Raw genomic sequence first — 20,320 nt, 5'->3', positions numbered from 1 at the left:
CGGTTTTTGTCCTCGCCTTTAGCGTCTTAGGTAGATAATACAGCCAATTGATGTTCTTCAAACGCGACAATCCACCCCCTGCGGCACCCGATATTGACAGTCGTCTTGCGGCGTTCGATCAAGCCTATGCGGGATTATTTCCAGAAAACCCCAAGCCATGGGAAGGCGAATCGCCGTCATCTCCGCCCAAAAAACCGTTTTTGGGTAAAACGCGATGGTGGTGGTTCTCACGCATTTTTGCGGGATTTCTTTTCCTGTTCATGCTACTCATATTATGGCTGGCAATTACCGCGCCGCTTTCAAAGTCGCTTCAGCCCATTGCCCCGCCCCGTATCACATTGCTCGCATCGGACGGCACACCCATCGCCCGAAATGGCGCCATTGTCGACAAACCGGTCGATGTTAGCACCCTGCCCCCCCATGTTGTGCAGGCCTTTTTGTCGATTGAGGATCGCCGTTTCTATTCGCATTGGGGTATCGACCCGCGCGGCTTGGCGCGCGCCGCATGGTCAAATGCATTCGGCAGCGGCATTACCCAAGGGGGTAGCACCATCACGCAGCAGCTCGCCAAATTCACCTTTTTGACGCCGGAACGCAGCCTGACCCGAAAAGCGCGCGAAATGCTGATTGCATTCTGGCTGGAAGGACGACTGACCAAAGACGAAATTCTTGAGCGCTACCTGTCAAACGTCTATTTTGGCGACAATGTTTACGGATTGCGGGCGGCGTCGCTGCACTATTTTTACCGCCAGCCCGAACGGTTGACCCTTTCGCAGGCTTCAATGTTGGCCGGGTTGGTACAGGCACCGTCGCGACTGGCCCCTACAAAAAATCCAGACCGGGCGGCCAAACGTTCCAAACTGGTGTTGCGCGCAATGGTTGCCAATGGCGCGATTACTCAGGCGAAGGCCGACAGCACACCCGTGGCACGGCTTGATGTTCGCGTGCGCGACAGCCTTCCTACCGGCACCTATTTTGCCGATTGGGCGGTTCCCCAAGCCCGGCTTCTGACCGAAAGCGGCTATGCCGATGTCCGCATTACCACGACATTGGATGCTCGGTTGCAAAATATCGCACGTCGCGTGACTGGAAATGTAGGGCTTGGCAAAGCGCAAGTTGCGCTTGTTGCGATGCGGCCCAATGGCGAAGTTGTGGCGATGGTAGGAGGACGAAGTTATAAAGATTCCCCGTTCAATCGGGTAACTCAGGCCAAACGCCAACCCGGATCAACATTTAAGCTATTCGTTTATCTGGCCGCATTACGGGCCGGAATGACACCGAATTCACTGATCGCGGATACGCCGATCAATGAAGGCCTGTATCGACCAAAAAATTCGGGCGACAATTATCGCGGCGATATCAGCTTGAAAGAAGCGTTCGCCCGGTCAAGCAATGTCGCCTCGGTACGGCTATACCAACAAGTGGGCGGGGAATCCGTCGCCAAAGCGGCTGAAGACTTGGGCGTGATGAGCAAGCTTAATCTTGATCCAAGCCTTGCGCTTGGTAGTTCGGGCATAACGCTGATCGAATTGACTTCGGCCTATGCCGGTGTCGCAGGAAATGCCTGGCCTGTGGAACCGCACGCTTTTAAACAGGAAGAACAGGGCTGGATCGAATGGCTGTTTTCTGGTCCGCGCAGTTTTACCGGGCGCACGCACCAGATGCTGCTGGATTTACTGGGCGCCACGGTAACCGAAGGCACCGGACGCGCCGCTCGTTTATCCATTCCCGCCTTCGGAAAAACCGGAACCAGTCAGGATAATCGTGACGCCCTTTTTGTCGGCTTCGCCGGTGATCTTGTGGTTGGTGTGTGGATTGGCAATGACGACAACAGTCCGCTGCGCGGTGTAAACGGCGGCGGATTACCAGCCCGTATCTGGCGCGACTTCATGAGTCAGGCGATAAGAGGCGCTGCCCCGAAATCAAAACCAAAGCCGATCGTAAAGCCCGATCCGGAAGGACCAATTGCGCCGCTGGATCTGCCCGAACTGCCCATTGATCTCGAAAAAAGTGATGTGCGTTTTGATGAAAAGGAAGGTGTTACCGTAAATACAGAAGTAGGTGGCGTACCTCTGGACATCAAAGTGGGTCGCGAAGGCGTCAATATACAGCCCGGACAACCGGAAAATGAACAAAGGCGATGATGCCCTGTTGATTGGGGCACGCTTTTATGGTCGATTGCCCTATGCGATATCTTCTTGCGCTTCTGCTCTTATTTTCTCCTTTTGCTCTCTCGCAGTCGCGCGGCGAACCCAGCGATATCGCCGCAGCCACCCGTAGCGTTGTCCGCATTGCTGTGTTCAGTTCGGCGGATGGACAACGCACGCTAATCGGACATGGGTCTGGCGTTGCGGTGTCCGCCGATAAAGTTATCACCAACGCCCATGTTGCCGATCCTGCACGGCTTGACGAAAGCGTCACCTTTACCGTCATCCCGTCCGAAGGGAATGCAACCTACAGCGCGCGGTTAATTGCCGTTTCGCCGGGCAAGGATTTGGCGGCGCTGCAGTTGACCCAGACCGGCCGACTAATTCCCGCCAGTTTCTTCTCTGGCGTTATCGGCGATGGTATCGACGTTTTCGCAATCGGCTACCCCGCAAATGTTGATATAGCGCTTGAACAAAATGAAGACGATGTATTGCGCCCCTCTGTTCCGGTTAAAACCCGCGGTAACATCTCGTCCGGGCGCTCATCCAAATCGGTTGAGTCGCTTTTGCACACCGCACCAATCGCACCGGGTAACAGCGGCGGACCTCTTGTGGATGCATGCGGGCGGGTCATTGGTATCAACAGCTTTGGTTCGACGGCAGATGGGGGTGGCGCGGAATTTTACTTTGCGATTTCGGTCCGTGAGGTTGCAACTTTCTTGCAAGATCTGAATATCGATTTGAACATGGTCATCAATGAATGCCGCTCTGTCGCAGAACTTAGCCGCGCGGAGGCTGAACGCGAAGCGGTGACGCGCGGAAAGATCGAAGCAGAGACCCGAATTGCGAGCGAATTGAAACGCAGCCAGGAAGGCAAGGTTCGCAGTGATGCCGAGCATGCCGTGATCGGGGAACGCGAAAATCATATTGCCTTTGCCACTTTATTATTGATCATCAGTGCAGTTGCGGGCGGAGCGGCCTGGCAGTTTAGCGAAAGGGAACAGGTCGACCGTTTCAAAATTGCCGCCAGCATCGGCGGAGTTGCGTTTGTTTCAGCATTTCTGGTGTTCATCGCTCGTCCGTCATTTGATGAAGTGGACGAGCGCGTTAGGGCGGCAATGACCGAAAAAATCGCGACCGGATCCACTACCAGAATATCTGGAAACTCCACCGAACGGCGCTGCGTTTTTCAGCCAGAGCGCAGCCGTGTTACGGTTTCCGACACATCAGACGTAGTCTTCACATGGTCAAAACAAGGGTGCATTAATGACCGCACGCAATATGCGGATAATGCAGGCCTATGGTCCCGCAGCTTTGTGCCCAATAGCGACGCGCAGGTCTCGCTTGTCAGTTATGAACCCGAAAGCAATGTCTATCGCATCGAACGCTATTTACTGGGACTGGACGCTATGGAAAAAGCACGCGAAGCGCGCAGGCGGTACGATGTGGCGCAGTGTCGAACCGACGCTGAAACTACCGGAAAAATCGACAATATGAACAAAGCAGTGCGCGAGATATTGCCGTCAGCACCCAATGAAATTCTGGTGTTTGCCTGTTCTGACAGATAACAGATGGATTGTACCAGTCGCGGTTCCGGCTATGGTGCGTGCATGATCCGGTTGATATTCTTTTTTATGACGGCCCTGTTTGTGGCGGGTTGTTCCCAGGGGGTCGACAATAGCCGTGTTCGTGTCGACATCATCGAAGCACGTCCTCGCGCATTCAATATCGCGGCAATTCCCTTACCACCTGCATCTGCCTATTTGCGCGCCGCTACAGCTCAGGGCCTGGTTACTTTTGACAATAAGGGCCGGGTTGCACCTGGCCTTGCCAACCGTTGGATTGTGACCGATGACGGCCTGAGCTATATTTTCCGCCTTAACAAAACAAGGTGGAATGACGGTCGCGAGGTAACGTCAGCGGAAGTAGCAAGCCTGTTGTCAGCGCGCATCCGCGAAATGCGAAAAGGCCGGTTCAATTCCGAGCTAGCAGTTATCGAACGCGTCGTTTCTATGACGGGCAAAGTCGTCGAAATCAGGCTGAAGGCACCCATGCCCTATCTTTTGGAAATGATGGCACAACCAGAATTTGGGCTGGCGCGCAGGGGGTTCGGATCAGGGCCGATGCAGGCCGAAAAGCTCGGTAATGCCATGCAGTTGCGGTTACGCAGCATCAATGACAAGGGCGAAAACATACTTGAGCCCGAAACGGTTACTGTCAGAAACAGTCCTGCATCGCTTGCTCTTGCCCGTTATATCGAAGAACAGAGCGACCTTGTCGAAGGCGGGCGTTTTGAAGATTATCCCTTGTTGGTCGCCGCAAAGATCAATGCGAGTGAAATCCAATTCGACCCCGTGCCCGGGCTATTTGGTTTGTTGTTTGTAGAAGGTGGTCCTTTCTTATCATCCCGCGAAAATCGCGATGCCATTGCCATGGCCATTGATCGGCCCAAACTGCTGACTGCATTTGACATTGTCGCGTGGCGCGAAACATTAACGCTGGTACCCGAAAGCTTGCCCAACCGATTGCCTGCACCTCGTCCCGGCTGGGCTTCGCAGCAGATTGATGTTCGCAAGGCAATGGCAAAGGCAATCATCGGTCGATGGAAAAGCAGCAATGGTCAGGTGCGCCCATTGCGGGTTGCGTTGCCGCGTGGCTATGGCGGGCGCATATTCTTTGCGCGGTTACGGGCCGATATGGCATCTATCGGGCTTGATGTTGAACGGGTCACAATCGACCGACCGCACGACCTACGGTTGATTGACCGGACAGCCGATCAATCCAGCCCAGCTTGGTATATGGACCAAATGTCCTGCACCGTCAGCACCATCTGCAGCAGGGATGCAGACCGACTGGTATACGAGGCCCGCATGGCAGGCAGTATAGAAGCCCGAGCACAATCATTGGCTCAGGCAGAGGCCGAATTGCAAAATACGCGAAACTTCATACCCATCGCCAATCCCTTACGCTGGTCGGTCGCCCGGCCTGGATTGTTGGGCCATGTTACCAACGGGCGGGGTTGGCACCTGTTGCAATATCTGGGACGCGACCCGACATAACAGGAAAGGAGCGCGCTTGATGCCACTTTCGCAGGAACAGTTTAGTCAAATAGCCAAGGATTTACCGGGCATGGGTAGTGACCCGCATTCAGTGCGCGCCCGGGTGGAAGCGATGGAAAAAATACTTGAGCGGTCTTTTCATATCCCCGGCACAAAAATTCCTTTTGGCCTTGATATGGTAATCGGTCTGGTCCCGGTATTGGGCGATGTCGTCACCGCTGCGATGGGGGCCTATATCGTTTGGGAAGCCCGCAACCTTGGCATGTCAAAATGGCAGTTGATCCGTATGGCGGCAAATGTCGGTATCGATACAGCCATTGGCGCCATTCCGCTTGTTGGCGATGCATTTGACTTAGTCTGGCGATCCAACAGCAAGAACCTGCGGATTATTAAAAAGCATCTCGACAAGCATCATCCCGGAACGCGTATTATCGAGGGTTAACGTCCCCGCCAGACTTTGATTGCCGAAGGTTCCGCTAAACCTTGGGCATAGCGCGGGCACCTGCGCGGCTTTAAATCTTTGCCCAAACATATACGCACTTCTTGCAGCCACCCTTTGCCATTCGTAATGACTTTCACCGAATGGGCAGGAAGGCCGTCATTAATATCCGCAAAAGCCTGAGCTAATCCAGCGGCTGTCAATGGCGTTCCGCGTTCGACTTGCCGCGAAAGCCGGTCCATGTCGGGAAATTGCACCGCGTTGAACAGGAGCCTGGCCGCCCCGAAATACGCATCGGGTGTTTTCGCCATGCAGGTTCCATGCTTGGCCCATTCATGCTGCAAAAGCTGCGGTGTTGGGGTCATGCAAATGTTTCGACTTATGATTTCACGACGCAGGACGCCGACTTTGCGGCAATATTGCGGATAGTTCGGGCCGTTACTTTCCGGCCATAGACCATGCAGCACAAATCCGAAATCGCCGATCTCGCCCGAACATTGAAAGCGCATTACCGGATCACGGTCACGACCGCGGCAATATTCCCGGCTCCAACTTAGGGCGAGTGTATAGCCGCCAATCGAAGTCCGGCGTATCTGCCCGGGTCCAGGCAATTCCAATGCTGGACGCGGCAGGTATTTCGGCGCACGACATTGCCATGCTTGTGCAATAGAAGGGGTCGCTGAAAACAATGCGACCACCGCCATAAACGCAAAGCCCATCTGCACGGGGTTATGTCTGCGCAAAATCCAGCCCTATATCGGCCGCTGGCGCACTTTGCGTTAAACGGCCTACCGAAATGTAAGTAACCCCTGTTTCAGCCTTGGCGCGGATTGTTTCCAAAGTGACACCGCCCGAAGCTTCTGTCGGTACACGCCCGGCCACCAGCGATACTGCCTCGGCCAATTCGTCGATATCCATGTTATCAAGCAGCAAATGGGTCGCCCCGGCAGCCATGCCGGGTTCGATTTGGGATAGGCGATCAACTTCCAGAATGATTTCAGCAATCCCTGCTTCTTTTGCGCGGCGTACCGCTTCCTCAACGCCGCCAGCGACCGCAACATGATTATCCTTAATCATGGCCCCGTCCCATAACCCCATCCGGTGATTGGTCGCACCGCCCATGCGCGTTGCATATTTTTCAAGGATGCGGAGACCGGGGATCGTCTTGCGGGTATCAAGCAACTTGCATCCGGTTCCGGCAATCGCGTCGACATATTTGCGTGTCATGGTCGCAATACCTGACAAATGCTGCACCGTATTAAGGGCCGAACGCTCAGCAGTCAGCATGGCGCGCGCGCGCCCTTTTAACCACATCAGATCAGTTCCCGATGCAACTTGCTGCCCTTCGTCCGCCAATATTTCTACCGTCATACCGGAATCGAGATGTTTGAAAAATGCCTCTGCAATAGGCAAGCCGACAACGACAATCGGGTCACGACTACCCATCACTCCAGCAAATCTAACATCGGACGGAATAACACTTTCCGAAGTAATGTCGCGTCCCGTAGGCCCCAAATCCTCTGACAGGGTAGCAGCAACAAATGTCCGTGTGTGAAAATCTTTAAGGGCGAATTTCATGATAGGGCCTGGCGATGATGGTGCATTTTTTATCGTAATATACATTCTAAACCGGAATTCTGTCAGAAATAGAGAGGTCCCGATAGGCCAAAGCATAGAATCTGGCAAAGCAGATTAACTACGCTGTTGATACCAAACTCACGCCCGTCCCAAATCTCCTTTGCCGAGGGTGCCGCTCGCCATTTCAAGCATTCGGTCCAGACTTTTCTTGGCCGCAAGTCTTATGGTTTCATCCATCTCGATTTGTGGCTGCAGGTCGCGCAGAGCCAAATATAATTTCTCCATTGTATTCAGCGCCATATAGGGGCAGATATTGCATGCACAATTGCCATCGGCACCGGGCGCACCAATAAACGTCTTGGTCGGCTCCGCCTTTTCCATCTGATGAATGATATGCGGTTCGGTCGCGACGATCAACGTATCGCCGTCCATTGTCTTGGCGAATTGCAATATGCCACTAGTGGATCCGACATAATCTGCATGATCGATGATGTGCGGAGGACATTCGGGATGTGCTGCGACGGGTACACCGGGATGTTGGGTCTTTAACTTCAGCAGCTCGGTCTCGCTAAACGCTTCGTGAACAATGCAAACACCGGGCCAAAGCAGCATTTCGCGGTTAAACTTGCGCGATAAATAGCCTCCCAGATGCCGGTCCGGTCCGAAAATGATTTTTTGTTCGGGCGGGATTTGTGCGAGGATGGTTTCGGCGCTGCTGCTCGTCACGATGATGTCGGACAATGCCTTCACCTCGGCAGAGCAGTTTATATAAGTCAAGGCGATATGGTCTGGGTGCGCTGCACGGAACGCCCTGAATTTACCCGGCGGGCAAGCATCCTCCAAAGAACAACCTGCAGCCATATCCGGCAAAATCACGGTCTTTTGCGGACTTAGGATTTTTGCGGTTTCTGCCATGAACTTGACCCCGCAAAAGGCGATTACATCGGCATTGGTTTCGGCGGCCCGTTTGCTCAGTTCAAGGCTATCGCCCACGAAATCGGCCAGATCCTGTATTTCTGGTTTTTGATAATAATGCGCCAAGATGACGGCATTACGTTCCGCCTTCAGCCGCTTGATTTCGCCAAGCAGGTCTACAGCTTGCAGATTTTCTCGGATAGGGGCGTTCATAATGGGTATCCAGTTATTCAAGTTCGCCTATGCAATAAGCGTCGCCAATATGCGCGTCCACCATACAAATATGGTCCACGGACATTATTTGGGCATCGGCGGCGGAGGTGGGAATTCAAGACCGGGTACTTTTGCACCGGGATGCCCTTCGGTCACTGTAGCATAAACCAAATCCCCAACGGGCGACCACGCGATGATCTGCGACGCCGGTACGATCAAGAAGATAGCGAATGCGCCCCAAAGCCATGCGGAATGAACCTTGCCGCTTTGCCGCCAATCGCGGAACATACCTGCGACCGGGAATAGCAAGGAAACGAATATGACTATGTCGAACGAATAAGGCCCCATCAGCGGCAAAGGCAGCAACCGCCCGAGCCCTGGACCGACGATCGAGATTGTCGCACATAAGTGCAGCCTTTTGTGCCAGTCGGTGTTGCGACGCATACGGATCGCAGCGGTCGTGAGAACAACAAAGCAAAGCATTGTCATCGGGTTTGCAATCAGGAAATGTTGCGGCAGAAAGAAAAAGGGCGTGCTACCGCGCTGGGCAACATCGACTGTTATCGCTAATCCCATAATGACCAGAACACAGGCCCAACCTGCCGCAAACCAACCGAGGCGCCGGTGCAGGGCCAGCGATCCGCCAGTTGCCAACCGCACTTGGGTCAGGAACAGAGCCACCCAGCCCATAAAAGCCAGTCCATGGACATGAACCAGTGGACGGGCGCCGAACGACGACCGCCCCATGGCGAAATGCAAAACGAAACCGGAAATGATTGTAAACGCGATGACAATTGCCATCCGCATGAAAAAACGGTCATCACTGATTGCAGCCTGGGCCGCTGGCGCAATTGTTGCCATATATCCCTCCCGATATAATCGCTGACCCAAGCGGGGTTTTAACACCCGATAGCCGAAAGCTCAAGCGGCCGGTGGATTGCCTGAAAGTTGCCAGAGATCGCCGCGCATCATGACCTCTCCTCGATTTTGCAGATCTACCAGATGCGCCAGCACTGAACGTCCTGCCGCCCCTGTGAGCCGCGGATCTAGACCTTTATACATGACGGCGACCATGGCGGGAATATGCCCTTGCCCGGCTTCGAGCAGTTTGACGATTTGCCGTTCACGTTGCCGTCTATGGCCGATCATACCGCGCACCAGTTGACGGGGATTTTCGACCGCAGGGCCGTGCGCCGGATAATAGACGCGGTCGTCGCGATCATATAATTTTTGTAGGCTAGCCATATAGGCGCTCATGTCGCCGTCGGGTGGGCTGACAACGCTGGTCGACCATTTCATAACATGGTCGCCTGTAAACAGGGCGCCGCTTTCGATGAGCGAATAGCATAGATGGTTGGACGTATGCCCCGGCGTTGCAACCGCCTCGATCGTCCAGCCGTCCCCCGAAATCCGTTCGCCATCGGTCAATATTTGGTCGGGTGCATAATCGGGGTCAAAGGCGCTATCCGCCCGTGGGCCGTCATCCTTCAAGACCAGTGGTGCACATCCTATAACCGGGGCACCAGTCGCGATCTTAAGCGGCGCAGCGGCCGGTGAATGGTCGCGGTGGGTGTGTGTGCATAAAATCGCGGACACAGTCTTGCCACCTATGGCGCGCAAAATCGCCTCGACATGGCCCTCACCATTGATGTCAGCTGGATCGCCAATACTCTGGCCGCTTCCAACGGGTCCAGGGTCAATGATCGCCACATCGTCGCCAGCGCCCACCAGCCAAGTTTGCGTGCCCGTATAGGTATAAGGCGAGGGATTGGGTGCTAACACGCGGCGCACAAGTGGCTCGTGGCGTTCGGTTTCTCCTGCAGTGATCGTATCGGGCCAGTCGTTCATTGGACTGATATGGCGCATCCAGCATGAAAGAAAAAGGGCGGCCTCCAAAGAAACCGCCCGAATTATCGAAACATAGCTGGGGAGCTGGTTGTTTCGAGTGCGCTTAGCCAGCTTTTTCGGCTTCGGCCTCCAGCTTGCGAATTTGTTCTTCGAGCTTTTCAACTACATCCTTGCGAACGCTTTCGGGAATGTCGGCATCATTCCGAACATTTTCGCGTGCGTCACGCAGACCTTCTATCGCGGACGCACGTGCGATTTTTGCCTGACCCTTGCCACATAACACGAGCTTGATCTTAGATTTGTTCTTGCCGTCAAAACCGATCACGTCAGTTGTGACTGGCTGGCCTTCTTTACAGCCCATCGTAACTTCACGGATGTCGATTTCGGGGATGTACGAACTGATTTCCAATTGGTCGACGCTAAAGTGCACAGCATCGTCATCCTCATCAACCAGCTTGCGGTCTTTATTTACCCGCACAATTTTTACGGCCTTCCCCTGACCCTGTTCACCAAACTGTTTTTCTGCATCGGCTGCAGACTTCTCAGCCTCCGAAACCATTTTTTCAACTTCGTTTTCCGACAGTTTCTTGTCGGTGCGGAATATGAAGGTCCTGCCGTCTCGTTCGACTTTGGTAACTTCCTTGCCGTCGCCGTCATGCGCAATCACGTCAACCGTTTTACCGTCCGACTTCTTGATCATCATGACCTTGATCTTTTTATCAACCACGTCGGGCTTTGAATCTCCGTCTGCCGGCGTTGCTGCCTCCTGAGCAACTACAGCCGGCACGACCGTCGCGGTCAGCGGCAGAATAAGTGCGGCGGACGCAATAACGCCGACTTTGCCGAACATGCGCCGCTTATTGCTGGCATCCTTCATGGTGAGCCTCCTTAATCTTTCTATGATGGTTTTGGGCGAATTGAGCGCCGTTGCGAATGTTGGCACGCCGTCAAAGGCGGTGCGCGCCAGCGCCTGTCCGTAAATGGCGCGCACTTCTGCGCCCTTTCCGGCGAGAACGCGGGCATCGCAGGCGGCTTCCTGATCGAAGCGGAATGCGTTCCAGCTCATCCAGGCGATGGGATTGAACCATTGCAGGCAAAGGATGATGAAGGCGACCAGATTGGCGAAGAGATCGCCCGATTTGTGGTGCGCCATTTCATGGGCCAGTGCGAGTTCGCGTTCTGCCGGGGAATAGCTTTTGGTAAAGTCCAGCGGCACGGCGATGTAGCGTTTGAACAGGCCAAAGGCGAGTGGTCCGGCGACGAGGTCGGACGCCACCACTTTAACGCCGTCGATCTGCGCGATTTCCTCGGCCTCGGCGAGGAGGTCGTCGCGCATTGAGGCGTAGCGGATCATCTGGATGATGAAAAACAGTACCGCACCGCCCAGCCAGAATGTAATGCCCAATGCCAGGAAATCAATCGCCGGAACGACGCTGCTTGCCGAACTTGTTAATTCGGCTGAAGCTTCCGACGGTATTTGGGCCAGGACCGAATGGCGGACGGTATCGCTGATGGAATGGCTGTTTTCCGCCAAAACCACAGGTTCGCCCTCAAGGCTGGGCATCAAAAGGCGGGCGGCGGGGACGAGCCAGAGGGCGTAGGCGACGCCGGGGCCGAAAAGCTTGGCAACCGGTTTGCGGACACATAATATTGCGGCCATCAGCAATGTTGTTACCAACAAGCTGTCGACCAGCCATGCCTGACTGAATTCAACGCTCATGACTTCATCTCCCTCAGCAATCTCTCAATCTCGGAAATGTCCGCATCGCTCAGCTTTTCCTGCTCGGCGAGATGCGCGACCAGCGGCATGAACTTGCCGCCGAACAGCCGGTCGACCAGCCGCCTGGATTCATGGGACACATAATCCTCCCGCTCCACCAGTGGCGAATAGAGGAAACGGCGGCCATCGGCGCGATGTTCAACCGCCGCCTTGGCCAGCAGGCGCGACAGCAGCGTCTTGACCGTCGGCAAGGACCAGTCACGATCCGCCGGAATCCGTTCCGCCACTTCGGTCGCGGTCAGCGGCGCCTGTTCCCACAGGATTTCCAATACCGTCAGTTCTGCGTCACTAATACGTTCAATGGTCATTGCATATTCTCCGACTACAGACGTAATCGATTCGATTACAGATGTAAACGCTGTTTGTCCGCACCCGTCGGCATTTTGTCGAACTTCTTTACAGCGGCCAACATGGTTAATACCGCAGTAACCACCTATGTTCCTGTTTATAATAGGAGATGTAGAATTGGCACGACGGGTGCATATCTAATATTGTTCAACACCCCACAAACAAGGACGGGTGGTTTGCTACTGGTCTCGCACCACCCGTCCTGGTTACCCCCCCAAAAAATTGACAAAAAAAGGGCCGGAACCCGATTTGGATTCCAGCCCCTTTTCGTAAATTAGCAGGTTATTTAACCGCCGAAATTGATCTTGGCATTTATGCCAAAATACCGATCAGCTTCCCGGGGAATAATGAAGCGATAGCTGGAGCTTCCAGTATTGCCCCCGGACAGTGGGCCGCCATCAACGATTGAAGCGGCAAAACTCGTATCCAGCACATTCTTTGCGAGGAACGAAATACGGAACTTGTCGTCGGCTCCCACCAATGCGATTGACAGGTCAAGCAAACCGTAAGCCTTGATCGTGCCGTTCTCGCGGATCAGCGGGCTGGCGACGAGCAACGACAATTGCTTGGTCTGATACGAACCTTGTGCGCCAAGTTCGATGTCAGCAAATCCACCGGTGCGGATCGTGTAGTTGCCGCCAAGCGACGCTTTCCATTTCGGCGAGAATGGCAACACCGTCCCAGCCGGAATCTCATCGGTTGCCGGAGCTCCAGGCGGTAGGCGGAATTTGTCCACCTTTGCATCGGTGTAAGCGACACCGCCAGAAATCGTGAAATCATCGGACGGACGATAGAGCAAGTCGGCTTCGAAGCCGCGGGTCGACACAGTACCGGCGTTGGTAAAGCGCGTCACGCGCTGACCAAGCACGAAATCCGGATTGTTCGCCTGGAAATTCTTGTACTTGGCATAATAGCCCGCAATGTTCAGCGTCATCGCCCCGTCAAGGAACGTGGTCTTGAGGCCACCTTCATAGCTGTCACCGGTTTCGTCAGCGAGAGGCGGTGTGCCGTTAGAGTTGAGGTTGAAAAAGATATTCAGGCCCGGCCCCTTATAACCCCGCGAATATGACGCATAGGCCATAACGTCTTCGGACAGATCATATTGCAGTCCGAATTTGCCTGAAATATTATTGTTCGTCACCTTCTGTCGGAAAGGTTGTCCGTTAGAGGCAAGGACTGCTGCTGCTTGTGCGGCGGCTGGAGTTGCTCCAAGCCCAAGCTGGCGAATGAATTCATTATAAACGCCTTGGTCAAAAACCGGCTGCGACGCACCAGGAACTGGCGTTGTGCGGATGTGGAAGCCGTTCAGTTGGTCATGCGTGTAGCGAAGACCGACAATCGCGCGGAAGCTATCACTGAAATTCAAGGTCGTCTGACCGAAAGCGGCCATGTTCTTGAATGTCGTACCGAAATTGGCAATGCCAATTGGAAATGTAATGGTCGAGGCACCTGGTGCGGTCGAGCACGGCGTCAAGACACCTTGTATCGGTAGCGTCGAGGCCGAGCAGGCTATGTTTGCACGGGTAAATGTACGCTCTTGCGATGCGTTATAGTAATATAGTCCTGCGACATATTCAAAGAACTGTCCAGCAGGCGATGTCAGCCGCAATTCTTGAGTGAAGGTATCGCCCGTTTGCGGTCCAAAATCATGGCTTTGTGCGATGCCGACAAAAGGTGTCGCCAGGAAATCGCCATCGCGGACTTCGTTACTATCATATTTGCGATAGGCCGTAATGGATGTGAGCGTAGGACCGTTGTCCGATTCGATGTCCGCCTGAAACGAGACGCCCCACGCCTTTTCTAACGCCTGCGTCAGAAGATTTTGGCGGACGCTGCGGGTACGATCCCCAAGAAGCGCAGGGAGCGCGGTGGCTGCACGCGCGGTGAAAGTTGCAAATACCGTGTTGTCCGCATTGCGAGCCGGCGAGCCGATGACTTCGGCGCAGCAATCATCATTCGATTTGCGCCAGTCGCCGATCAGCGTCAGTGTGACATTATCACTCGGCTTTGCTTCAACAATGCCCCGGAAGCCATAGCGTTCATAGCCGTTCACACGCCGGTCAAGTGTTTCGTTACGGATGTTACCATCCCATTTCGAATAGAAGCCGGTAATGCGGGCACCGACCTTTTCTGAAAGCGGCGCATCAACACCGCCACGAACCCGGTATTCCTGCCCGTTCCCAAAGAAGAAACCGCCCTCAACGGACGCGCCAAAAGTGTCGCTAGGGCGACGGCTGACGATGTTGATGACACCAGCGCTGGCGTTCTTGCCGAACAAGGTGCCTTGCGGTCCGCGCAGAACTTCTATGCGCTCGATATCAACAAGGTCGCTGAACGCTTCGCCCGAACGCGCAAGCACGACGCCGTCGAGCACTGTGCCAACCGATGGCTCGCCGCCGATGGAGAATGTCGTGGTACCAACACCACGCAGATACAGCGACTGATTAAGCGCGCTGCCCGATTTGCGGAAATTCAAGCTTGGTACCAGATATTGAGCGTTTTCGATGTTTACGCCGCCCTGCTGCTCGAGCGCTGCGCCAGAAATGACCGAAACCGCAACTGGAACATCCTGAATATTCTGAGACCGCTTTTGAGCGGTCACGATAATTTCATTGGTAAAAGAATCATCTTCGCTTGCCGCGTCCTGCGCCATGGCGGGTGCAGCAATGCCAAGTGCGAGGGCGCTTGTTCCGTACAGTGCCGCGCGCAGCAGAGTCGGGGTTTTGATGTATGATTTAACCATGATGTACCTCCCTAAAATTCGGCCCCCCAATTCTCAACCAAATTGCTTGAGTTAGTACAAGCAAGAAAAGCTTTATCGGGATATGCCGTCGATGACTTTCGCGTCCTAACCAGATTGACTTAATATGTCTAGCGGTGTCATATATGCAGCAACATTATCGTGACGACTGTGGCAAGGATGCCATAGTCCTTCTGGACCGAAGATAAGGAGAGCGCATTGCCATTGCAGTTCATCATGCACGCCAATGGTTTTGACCTGTGCCTTGGTGACCGGTGCGTTCTATCGCATCGTGCCGATGACCCGGCCTTTGAAATCGGAACCGGCGTGCCTGATATGGAAATGGTGCGCGGAAACTTCCGCATTGCCGACGATCTGCACAGGCGGCTGCCCTTGAACTGCTTTGCCGATGACAATGGTGCCATCCGTCTTTGGAATGCAGACCAGCCCGAAACAATCGTCGGGATCGGTATCGATATCGACGCCCATCACGCGCGGCTGAAAATTCGCTGCACAGATAAAAATATCAACCGCATGTGGATTGCGATGGCACGTGATGCCGACGAATCCTTTTGGGGCGGCGGCGAACAAATGTCCTATTTGCGCCTGAACGGTCGGCGCTTTCCATTCTGGACATCCGAACCCGGTGTGGGCCGCGACAAAACAACCGAATTGACGCAGATCATGGATACCGAAGGGTTGGCCGGGGGCGATTATTGGACCACCAACTATCCCCAGCCGACCTGGCTAAGTTCAGACCGGTACGCGGTTCATCTGGAAACAGCGGCCTATTCGGTGCTGGACCTGATCGAAGCCGACCGGGTTGCGGTGGAATGCTGGAAAGCGGATCTCGACCTTGAACTGTTCGCAGATGAATCGCTGCCTGATCTGGTTACCCGATTGTCCGACCGTTTCGGTCGCCAGCCGCCCCTGCCCGATTGGGCAATATCAGGCGCGATTGTCGGGCTGAAAGATGGCGATGCAACATTCGACCGTTTTGATAAAATTGCGGCATCGGGCGCGGCGATTTCCGGTTTATGGTGCGAAGATTGGGTCGGTATTCGCCAGACCAGTTTTGGCAAGCGGCTGTTTTGGGACTGGAAATGGAATGCCGCACGCTATTGCGACCTGCCTGTAAAAATTACCGCGCTTTCCGCACAGGGCATCCATTATCTCGGCTATGTCAATCCCTACCTCGCGGTCGACGGCGTACTTTATCAAGAGGCATTGGCAGAAAATTATCTGGCGTTGCACCAACATGACGACAGCCCATATGCGGTCGATTTCGGGGAATTTGACGCAGGCGTCGTCGATTTTACCAACCCTGCCGCTGCCGCCTGGTTTTCCGAACGGATAATTGGTCAGGAAATGCTTGATTTCGGCCTGTCGGGCTGGATGGCGGATTTCGGCGAATATCTGCCCACCGATGTGCGGTTATTTGACCGATCTGACCCGATGGAGGCGCATAATCGCTGGCCGGTTCTTTGGGCCAAGGTCAATGCCGACGCCATAGCATCGCGTGGCAAGACGGGTGAAGCGACCTTTTTCATGCGCGCGGGTTATTCGGGGGTGCAGGCCTATTGCCCGTTGCTATGGGCCGGTGACCAATGCGTCGATTTTTCGCGACATGACGGTATCAATACGGTCATCACCGGCGCGCTATCCTCCGGTTTGCTGGGCAATGCTTATCATCATAGCGATTTGGGCGGCTATACCAGCCTGCACGGCGTTGTTCGCACCCCGGATCTGATGCACCGCTGGATCGATATGGCGGCATTTGCGCCGGTGATGCGAAGCCATGAAGGCAATCGCCCCGCAGATAATCTGCAAATAGACAGCAGCGATGCGATATTGGCCCATTTTGCCCGCATGAGCAATGTCCACGCCCGGCTGGCCCCCTATGTCCGCGCATTGTCGAACGAAGCGGTGGCAACCGGCCTGCCGCTGCAACGCCCGCTATTTTTGCATTATGACGATGCGGCCTATCATGACATTCAGGACCAATTTCTCTACGGTGCCGACATGCTTGTCGCCCCGGTTGTCCATGCCGACCAGCATGGCCGTCAGGTCATCTTGCCGGACGCAACATGGTGCCACCTGTGGACAGGGCAAGATTATGCCCGTGGGACCCACCCTGTAACCGCCCCATATGGCCAGCCACCTGTTTTCTATCGCAAAGACAGCGCGCATGCGGCATTGTTCGCCTCCATCACGGAGGAATTCGGGGAATGAACACCCGTTCGAACATCAGGGACGTTGCCAAACTGGCCGGGGTCGCGGTCAAGACCGTCAGCCGTGTCCTGAATAACCACCCCTATGTCAGCGCCACCACCAAGGCCAAGGTCGATGCCGCGATGGCCGAACTCGGCTTTTCCCCCAGCATTGCAGCGCGCATCTTGGCGGGGACGAAATCGGGACAGATCGCGCTGATCTACGACAATCATTCGCCCTATTATATGCACCAGATCATGCAGGGATGCTGGGACCGGTGCCATGAAGAAGGCATGCGCCTGATCGCACAGCCGGTGGATGTCGCGGACCCCGATGTCGGCGAACAGGTACGCGGCATGGTGCGCCAGACGCATGTCGATGGCGCGATCCTGTCGTCGCCGGTCACCGACTGCGCGCCCGTGCTTTCCGCGCTGGAGGCGCTCAACATTCCCTTTGTCCGCATCTCGCCCGGCACCAATCATGCGCTGACGTCATCGGTATTCATGGACGATACGCAGGCCGCCGACGACATGACGACGCATTTGATCAATATCGGCCACCGCCGCATCGGTTTCATCATGGGGCACCCCAATCATATGGCGAGCGCCGAACGACAGGCGGGCTATGAACGGGCATTGGGCCGCGTCGGCATTTCGGTCGATCCGGCGTTGATTGCCGAAGGACAGTTTGATTTTGAAAGCGGCGTGGCCGCGACAGAGACTTTTCTCTCGCTGGGCAATCCGCCGACCGCCATATTCGCGTCTAACGATGATATGGCGTCGGGCGTGTTGGCGGTCGCGCACCGTCGGGGGATGCAAGTTCCCGAACAGCTTTCAGTTGCCGGTTTTGACGACACCACCCTGGCCCGCGTCGTATGGCCGCCGCTGACCACCATTCGCCAGCCCGTGCGCGATCTGGCCTCGACCGCCGCCGACCTGTTATTTGGCGAAGGTGGAATAGAACATCGCCGTTTGCCGCACGAGCTGATCAACCGCGAATCCGTTGCCCCTCCCTTTTCACCTTCACAAAAGAGCAAAAAAATATGACACTTCCCAAACCGCCGCTGTCCCGCCAACTGGGCAAGAGCGGCATTGAAATATCCTCTATTGCATGGGGCATGTGGCGCTTTGCCGGGCTGGAGCTGTCCGCCGCGCGTGCCGCCATTGACGCCGCCTTCGCCGCGGGCATCACCCTGTTTGACACGGCCGACATCTATGGTTTTGGCGAGCAGGGCTTTGGCAAGGCCGAAGAGTTGCTGGGCCGCGTCTTTGCCGACGCACCGGACTATCGCGACCGGATGGTGCTGGCGACCAAGGGCGGCATCACCCCGCCCACACCCTATAACAGCAGCGCCGAATATCTAACGAAAGCGATTGACGACAGCCTGCAACGGCTGGGCACCGACCGCATCGACCTGTGGCAAATACACCGGCCCGACATATTGACGCATCCGCAAGAAATCGCGCGCGCGGTCGAGGCGGCGCACAAAGCAGGCAAGATCCGCGCCTTTGGCGTGTCCAACTTCACGCCGGCGCAGATTGCGACGCTGGCGCAATTCAGCGCGGTGCCGATTGTGTCGACACAGCCCGAACTGTCGCCGCTGCGGATCGATACCATCGAAAATGGCGAGCTCGATCAGGCGATTGCCATGGACATGGCCGTTCTTGCCTGGTCGCCTCTGGGTGGCGGGCGGATCGGTGATCCTTCCAATGAGCGTGAACAGAATGTCGCTGGCGCCCTGTCGGGTGTCGCCGCATCGCATGGCGTGTCGCGCACGGCGGCGGCCTATAGCTGGATCATGGCGCATCCGGCGCGTCCTATCCCCATCGTAGGCTCGCAAAATCCGGCGCGCATTGCCGAGGCCGCCGATGCCTTCAAAATCACATGGACCCGCGCGGACTGGTACAGCGTGCTGGTCGCCGCAAGAGGAGTGCCACTTCCATGAAGCCTGTTGAAGTCAGCTGGTTTTCCGCGCTGTGCGATGATGACTATGAATTTCTGGGGCAACCCGACCCGATGCTGGCGTCGAGCTGGGAGCATTGCCGCAATATCGTCCTGAACGCCGAAAAGGGCGGGTTTGACAATATCCTGCTGCCCTCGGGCTATGCGCTTGGTCTCGATACGACCGCTTTTGCCAGCGCGATTGCGGTGCTGACGACGCGGATCAAGCTGTTGATGGCGGTGCGCGTCGGCGAAAGCTGGCCCCCGCAACTGGCGCGGCAAATCGCGACGCTGGACCAGATTTCGGGCGGGCGGCTGAACGTCAACATCATCTCTTCCGACCTGCCCGGTGACCAGATGGACAGCGAACCGCGCTACCGCCGCACGGTGGAGGCGATGCATATCCTCAAGACGCTGCTCAACGGCGAGCATCTGTCCATCGATGGCGAGCATTACAAGATCGACCTCGACCCGCCGCGGATGAAGACGGTCAGCGGCAAATGCCCGCCGCTCTATTTCGGTGGCCTGTCACCAGCCGCCAAGGAAGCCGCCGCCGAGGGTTGCGATGTCTACCTGATGTGGCCCGAAACGGTGCAAGGCGCAAAGGACCTGATCGACGACATGACCGCGCGCGCCGCGAAATTCGGGCGCACGCTGAAATACGGCTTTCGCAGCCATGTCATCGTCCGCGAAACCGAAGCCGAAGCCCGCCTTTATGCCGACCGCCTGCTCTCCAAGCTGGACGCGGGAACCGGCGAGGCGATCCGCAACAAATCGCTCGACGCGCAGACCTTCGGCGTGGCGCGGCAGGCGGAACTGCGCGAGGCCGCGGCAGCCAATGACGGCTATATCGAGGATAATCTGTGGACCGGCATCGGCCGTGCCCGCTCGGGCTGCGGCGCGGCCATCGTCGGCAACCCCGACCAGGTGCTTGCCAAGCTGGAAGCTTATAAGGCCGTCGGCATCGAGGCGTTCATCCTGTCGGGCTATCCGCATATCAACGAATGCGACATGTTCGCCCGCTATGTCCTGCCACGGCTGGAGCATGGGCGGCTGGAGGTTTAGTGCAGGGAGACTCCTCCCCATCGACTTGCGATGGGG

At 55.7% G+C, this 20,320-nt stretch carries 16 protein-coding genes; 8 read left to right on the top strand and 8 right to left on the bottom strand.

What is annotated here, in order from left to right:
* The first annotated feature begins 50 nt into the window (after positions 1-50).
* Genes EUU23_RS00565 through EUU23_RS00550 form a run of 4 tightly spaced genes read left to right on the top strand, consistent with a single transcriptional unit; the run spans position 51 to position 5,648 of the window.
* Positions 51-2,144: a transglycosylase domain-containing protein gene (locus EUU23_RS00565; protein WP_160353460.1), complete on the top strand. Its 2,094-nt coding sequence runs from the start codon at positions 51-53 to the stop codon at positions 2,142-2,144.
* 41 nt (positions 2,145-2,185) lie between these two features.
* A complete protein-coding gene (locus EUU23_RS00560) occupies positions 2,186-3,715 on the top strand; it encodes a S1C family serine protease (protein ID WP_160352206.1) in 1,530 nt (509 codons plus the stop codon).
* 3 nt (positions 3,716-3,718) lie between these two features.
* Entirely contained in the window at positions 3,719-5,206 is a 1,488-nt protein-coding gene (locus tag EUU23_RS00555) for an ABC transporter substrate-binding protein (protein ID WP_160352205.1), read from the top strand.
* Between the two features lie 19 nt (positions 5,207-5,225).
* Positions 5,226-5,648: a DUF4112 domain-containing protein gene (locus tag EUU23_RS00550; RefSeq protein WP_160352204.1), complete on the top strand. Its 423-nt coding sequence runs from the start codon at positions 5,226-5,228 to the stop codon at positions 5,646-5,648.
* Here EUU23_RS00550 and EUU23_RS00545 read toward each other — a convergent pair.
* From EUU23_RS00545 to EUU23_RS00510, 8 genes are all read right to left on the bottom strand, one after another.
* The gene (locus EUU23_RS00545; RefSeq protein ID WP_160352203.1) at positions 5,645-6,388 is read right to left on the bottom strand and encodes a ribonuclease T2 family protein; all 744 of its coding nucleotides are present in this window, start codon (positions 6,386-6,388) and stop codon (positions 5,645-5,647) included. The two genes, EUU23_RS00550 and EUU23_RS00545, sit on opposite strands and share 4 nt — an antisense overlap.
* Positions 6,375-7,223 carry a carboxylating nicotinate-nucleotide diphosphorylase gene (gene nadC / locus EUU23_RS00540; protein ID WP_160352202.1) on the bottom strand — a complete coding sequence of 283 codons (849 nt, stop codon included), beginning with the start codon at positions 7,221-7,223 and terminating at the stop codon, positions 6,375-6,377. The genes EUU23_RS00545 and nadC overlap by 14 nt, the downstream gene beginning before the upstream one ends.
* Before the next feature lie 138 nt (positions 7,224-7,361).
* On the bottom strand, positions 7,362-8,351 hold the full coding sequence (gene nadA / locus EUU23_RS00535) for a quinolinate synthase NadA (RefSeq protein ID WP_160352201.1): 990 nt from the start codon (positions 8,349-8,351) through the stop codon (positions 7,362-7,364).
* 84 nt (positions 8,352-8,435) lie between these two features.
* Positions 8,436-9,212, bottom strand: coding sequence for a hypothetical protein (locus EUU23_RS00530; RefSeq protein WP_160352200.1), 777 nt, complete (start codon positions 9,210-9,212; stop codon positions 8,436-8,438).
* Between the two features lie 60 nt (positions 9,213-9,272).
* Positions 9,273-10,199, bottom strand: a complete 927-nt coding sequence (locus EUU23_RS00525) for an MBL fold metallo-hydrolase (RefSeq protein ID WP_179956496.1) — start codon at positions 10,197-10,199, stop codon at positions 9,273-9,275.
* A gap of 103 nt (positions 10,200-10,302) precedes the next feature.
* Positions 10,303-11,919, bottom strand: a complete 1,617-nt coding sequence (locus EUU23_RS00520; RefSeq protein WP_160352198.1) for a M56 family metallopeptidase — start codon at positions 11,917-11,919, stop codon at positions 10,303-10,305.
* Positions 11,916-12,287, bottom strand: a complete 372-nt coding sequence (locus EUU23_RS00515; RefSeq protein ID WP_160352197.1) for a BlaI/MecI/CopY family transcriptional regulator — start codon at positions 12,285-12,287, stop codon at positions 11,916-11,918. The genes EUU23_RS00520 and EUU23_RS00515 overlap by 4 nt, the downstream gene beginning before the upstream one ends.
* 326 nt (positions 12,288-12,613) lie before the next feature.
* The gene (locus EUU23_RS00510) at positions 12,614-15,070 is read right to left on the bottom strand and encodes a TonB-dependent receptor (RefSeq protein WP_160352196.1); all 2,457 of its coding nucleotides are present in this window, start codon (positions 15,068-15,070) and stop codon (positions 12,614-12,616) included.
* 216 nt (positions 15,071-15,286) lie between these two features.
* On the opposite strand from EUU23_RS00510, the gene EUU23_RS00505 reads away from it, so the two are divergent.
* From EUU23_RS00505 to EUU23_RS00490, 4 genes are read left to right on the top strand one after another with little or no spacing between them, the layout of a single operon-like run.
* A complete protein-coding gene (locus EUU23_RS00505) occupies positions 15,287-17,299 on the top strand; it encodes an alpha-glucosidase (RefSeq protein ID WP_160352195.1) in 2,013 nt (670 codons plus the stop codon).
* Positions 17,296-18,324: a LacI family DNA-binding transcriptional regulator gene (locus tag EUU23_RS00500; RefSeq protein ID WP_160352194.1), complete on the top strand. Its 1,029-nt coding sequence runs from the start codon at positions 17,296-17,298 to the stop codon at positions 18,322-18,324. The genes EUU23_RS00505 and EUU23_RS00500 overlap by 4 nt, the downstream gene beginning before the upstream one ends.
* A complete protein-coding gene (locus tag EUU23_RS00495) occupies positions 18,321-19,223 on the top strand; it encodes an aldo/keto reductase (RefSeq protein WP_246155969.1) in 903 nt (300 codons plus the stop codon). Before EUU23_RS00500 ends, EUU23_RS00495 begins: the two co-directional genes overlap by 4 nt.
* Entirely contained in the window at positions 19,220-20,284 is a 1,065-nt protein-coding gene (locus EUU23_RS00490) for an LLM class flavin-dependent oxidoreductase (protein ID WP_160352193.1), read from the top strand. Before EUU23_RS00495 ends, EUU23_RS00490 begins: the two co-directional genes overlap by 4 nt.
* Positions 20,285-20,320: the final 36 nt, after the last annotated feature.

The sequence above is a fragment of the Sphingorhabdus profundilacus genome, assembly GCF_009769755.1.
In the GTDB taxonomy this organism is placed as follows: Bacteria; Pseudomonadota; Alphaproteobacteria; order Sphingomonadales; family Sphingomonadaceae; genus Sphingorhabdus_B; species Sphingorhabdus_B profundilacus.
Note: the sequence above shows the minus strand (reverse complement) of the source record. Positions and strands in the feature narration are given on the sequence as shown.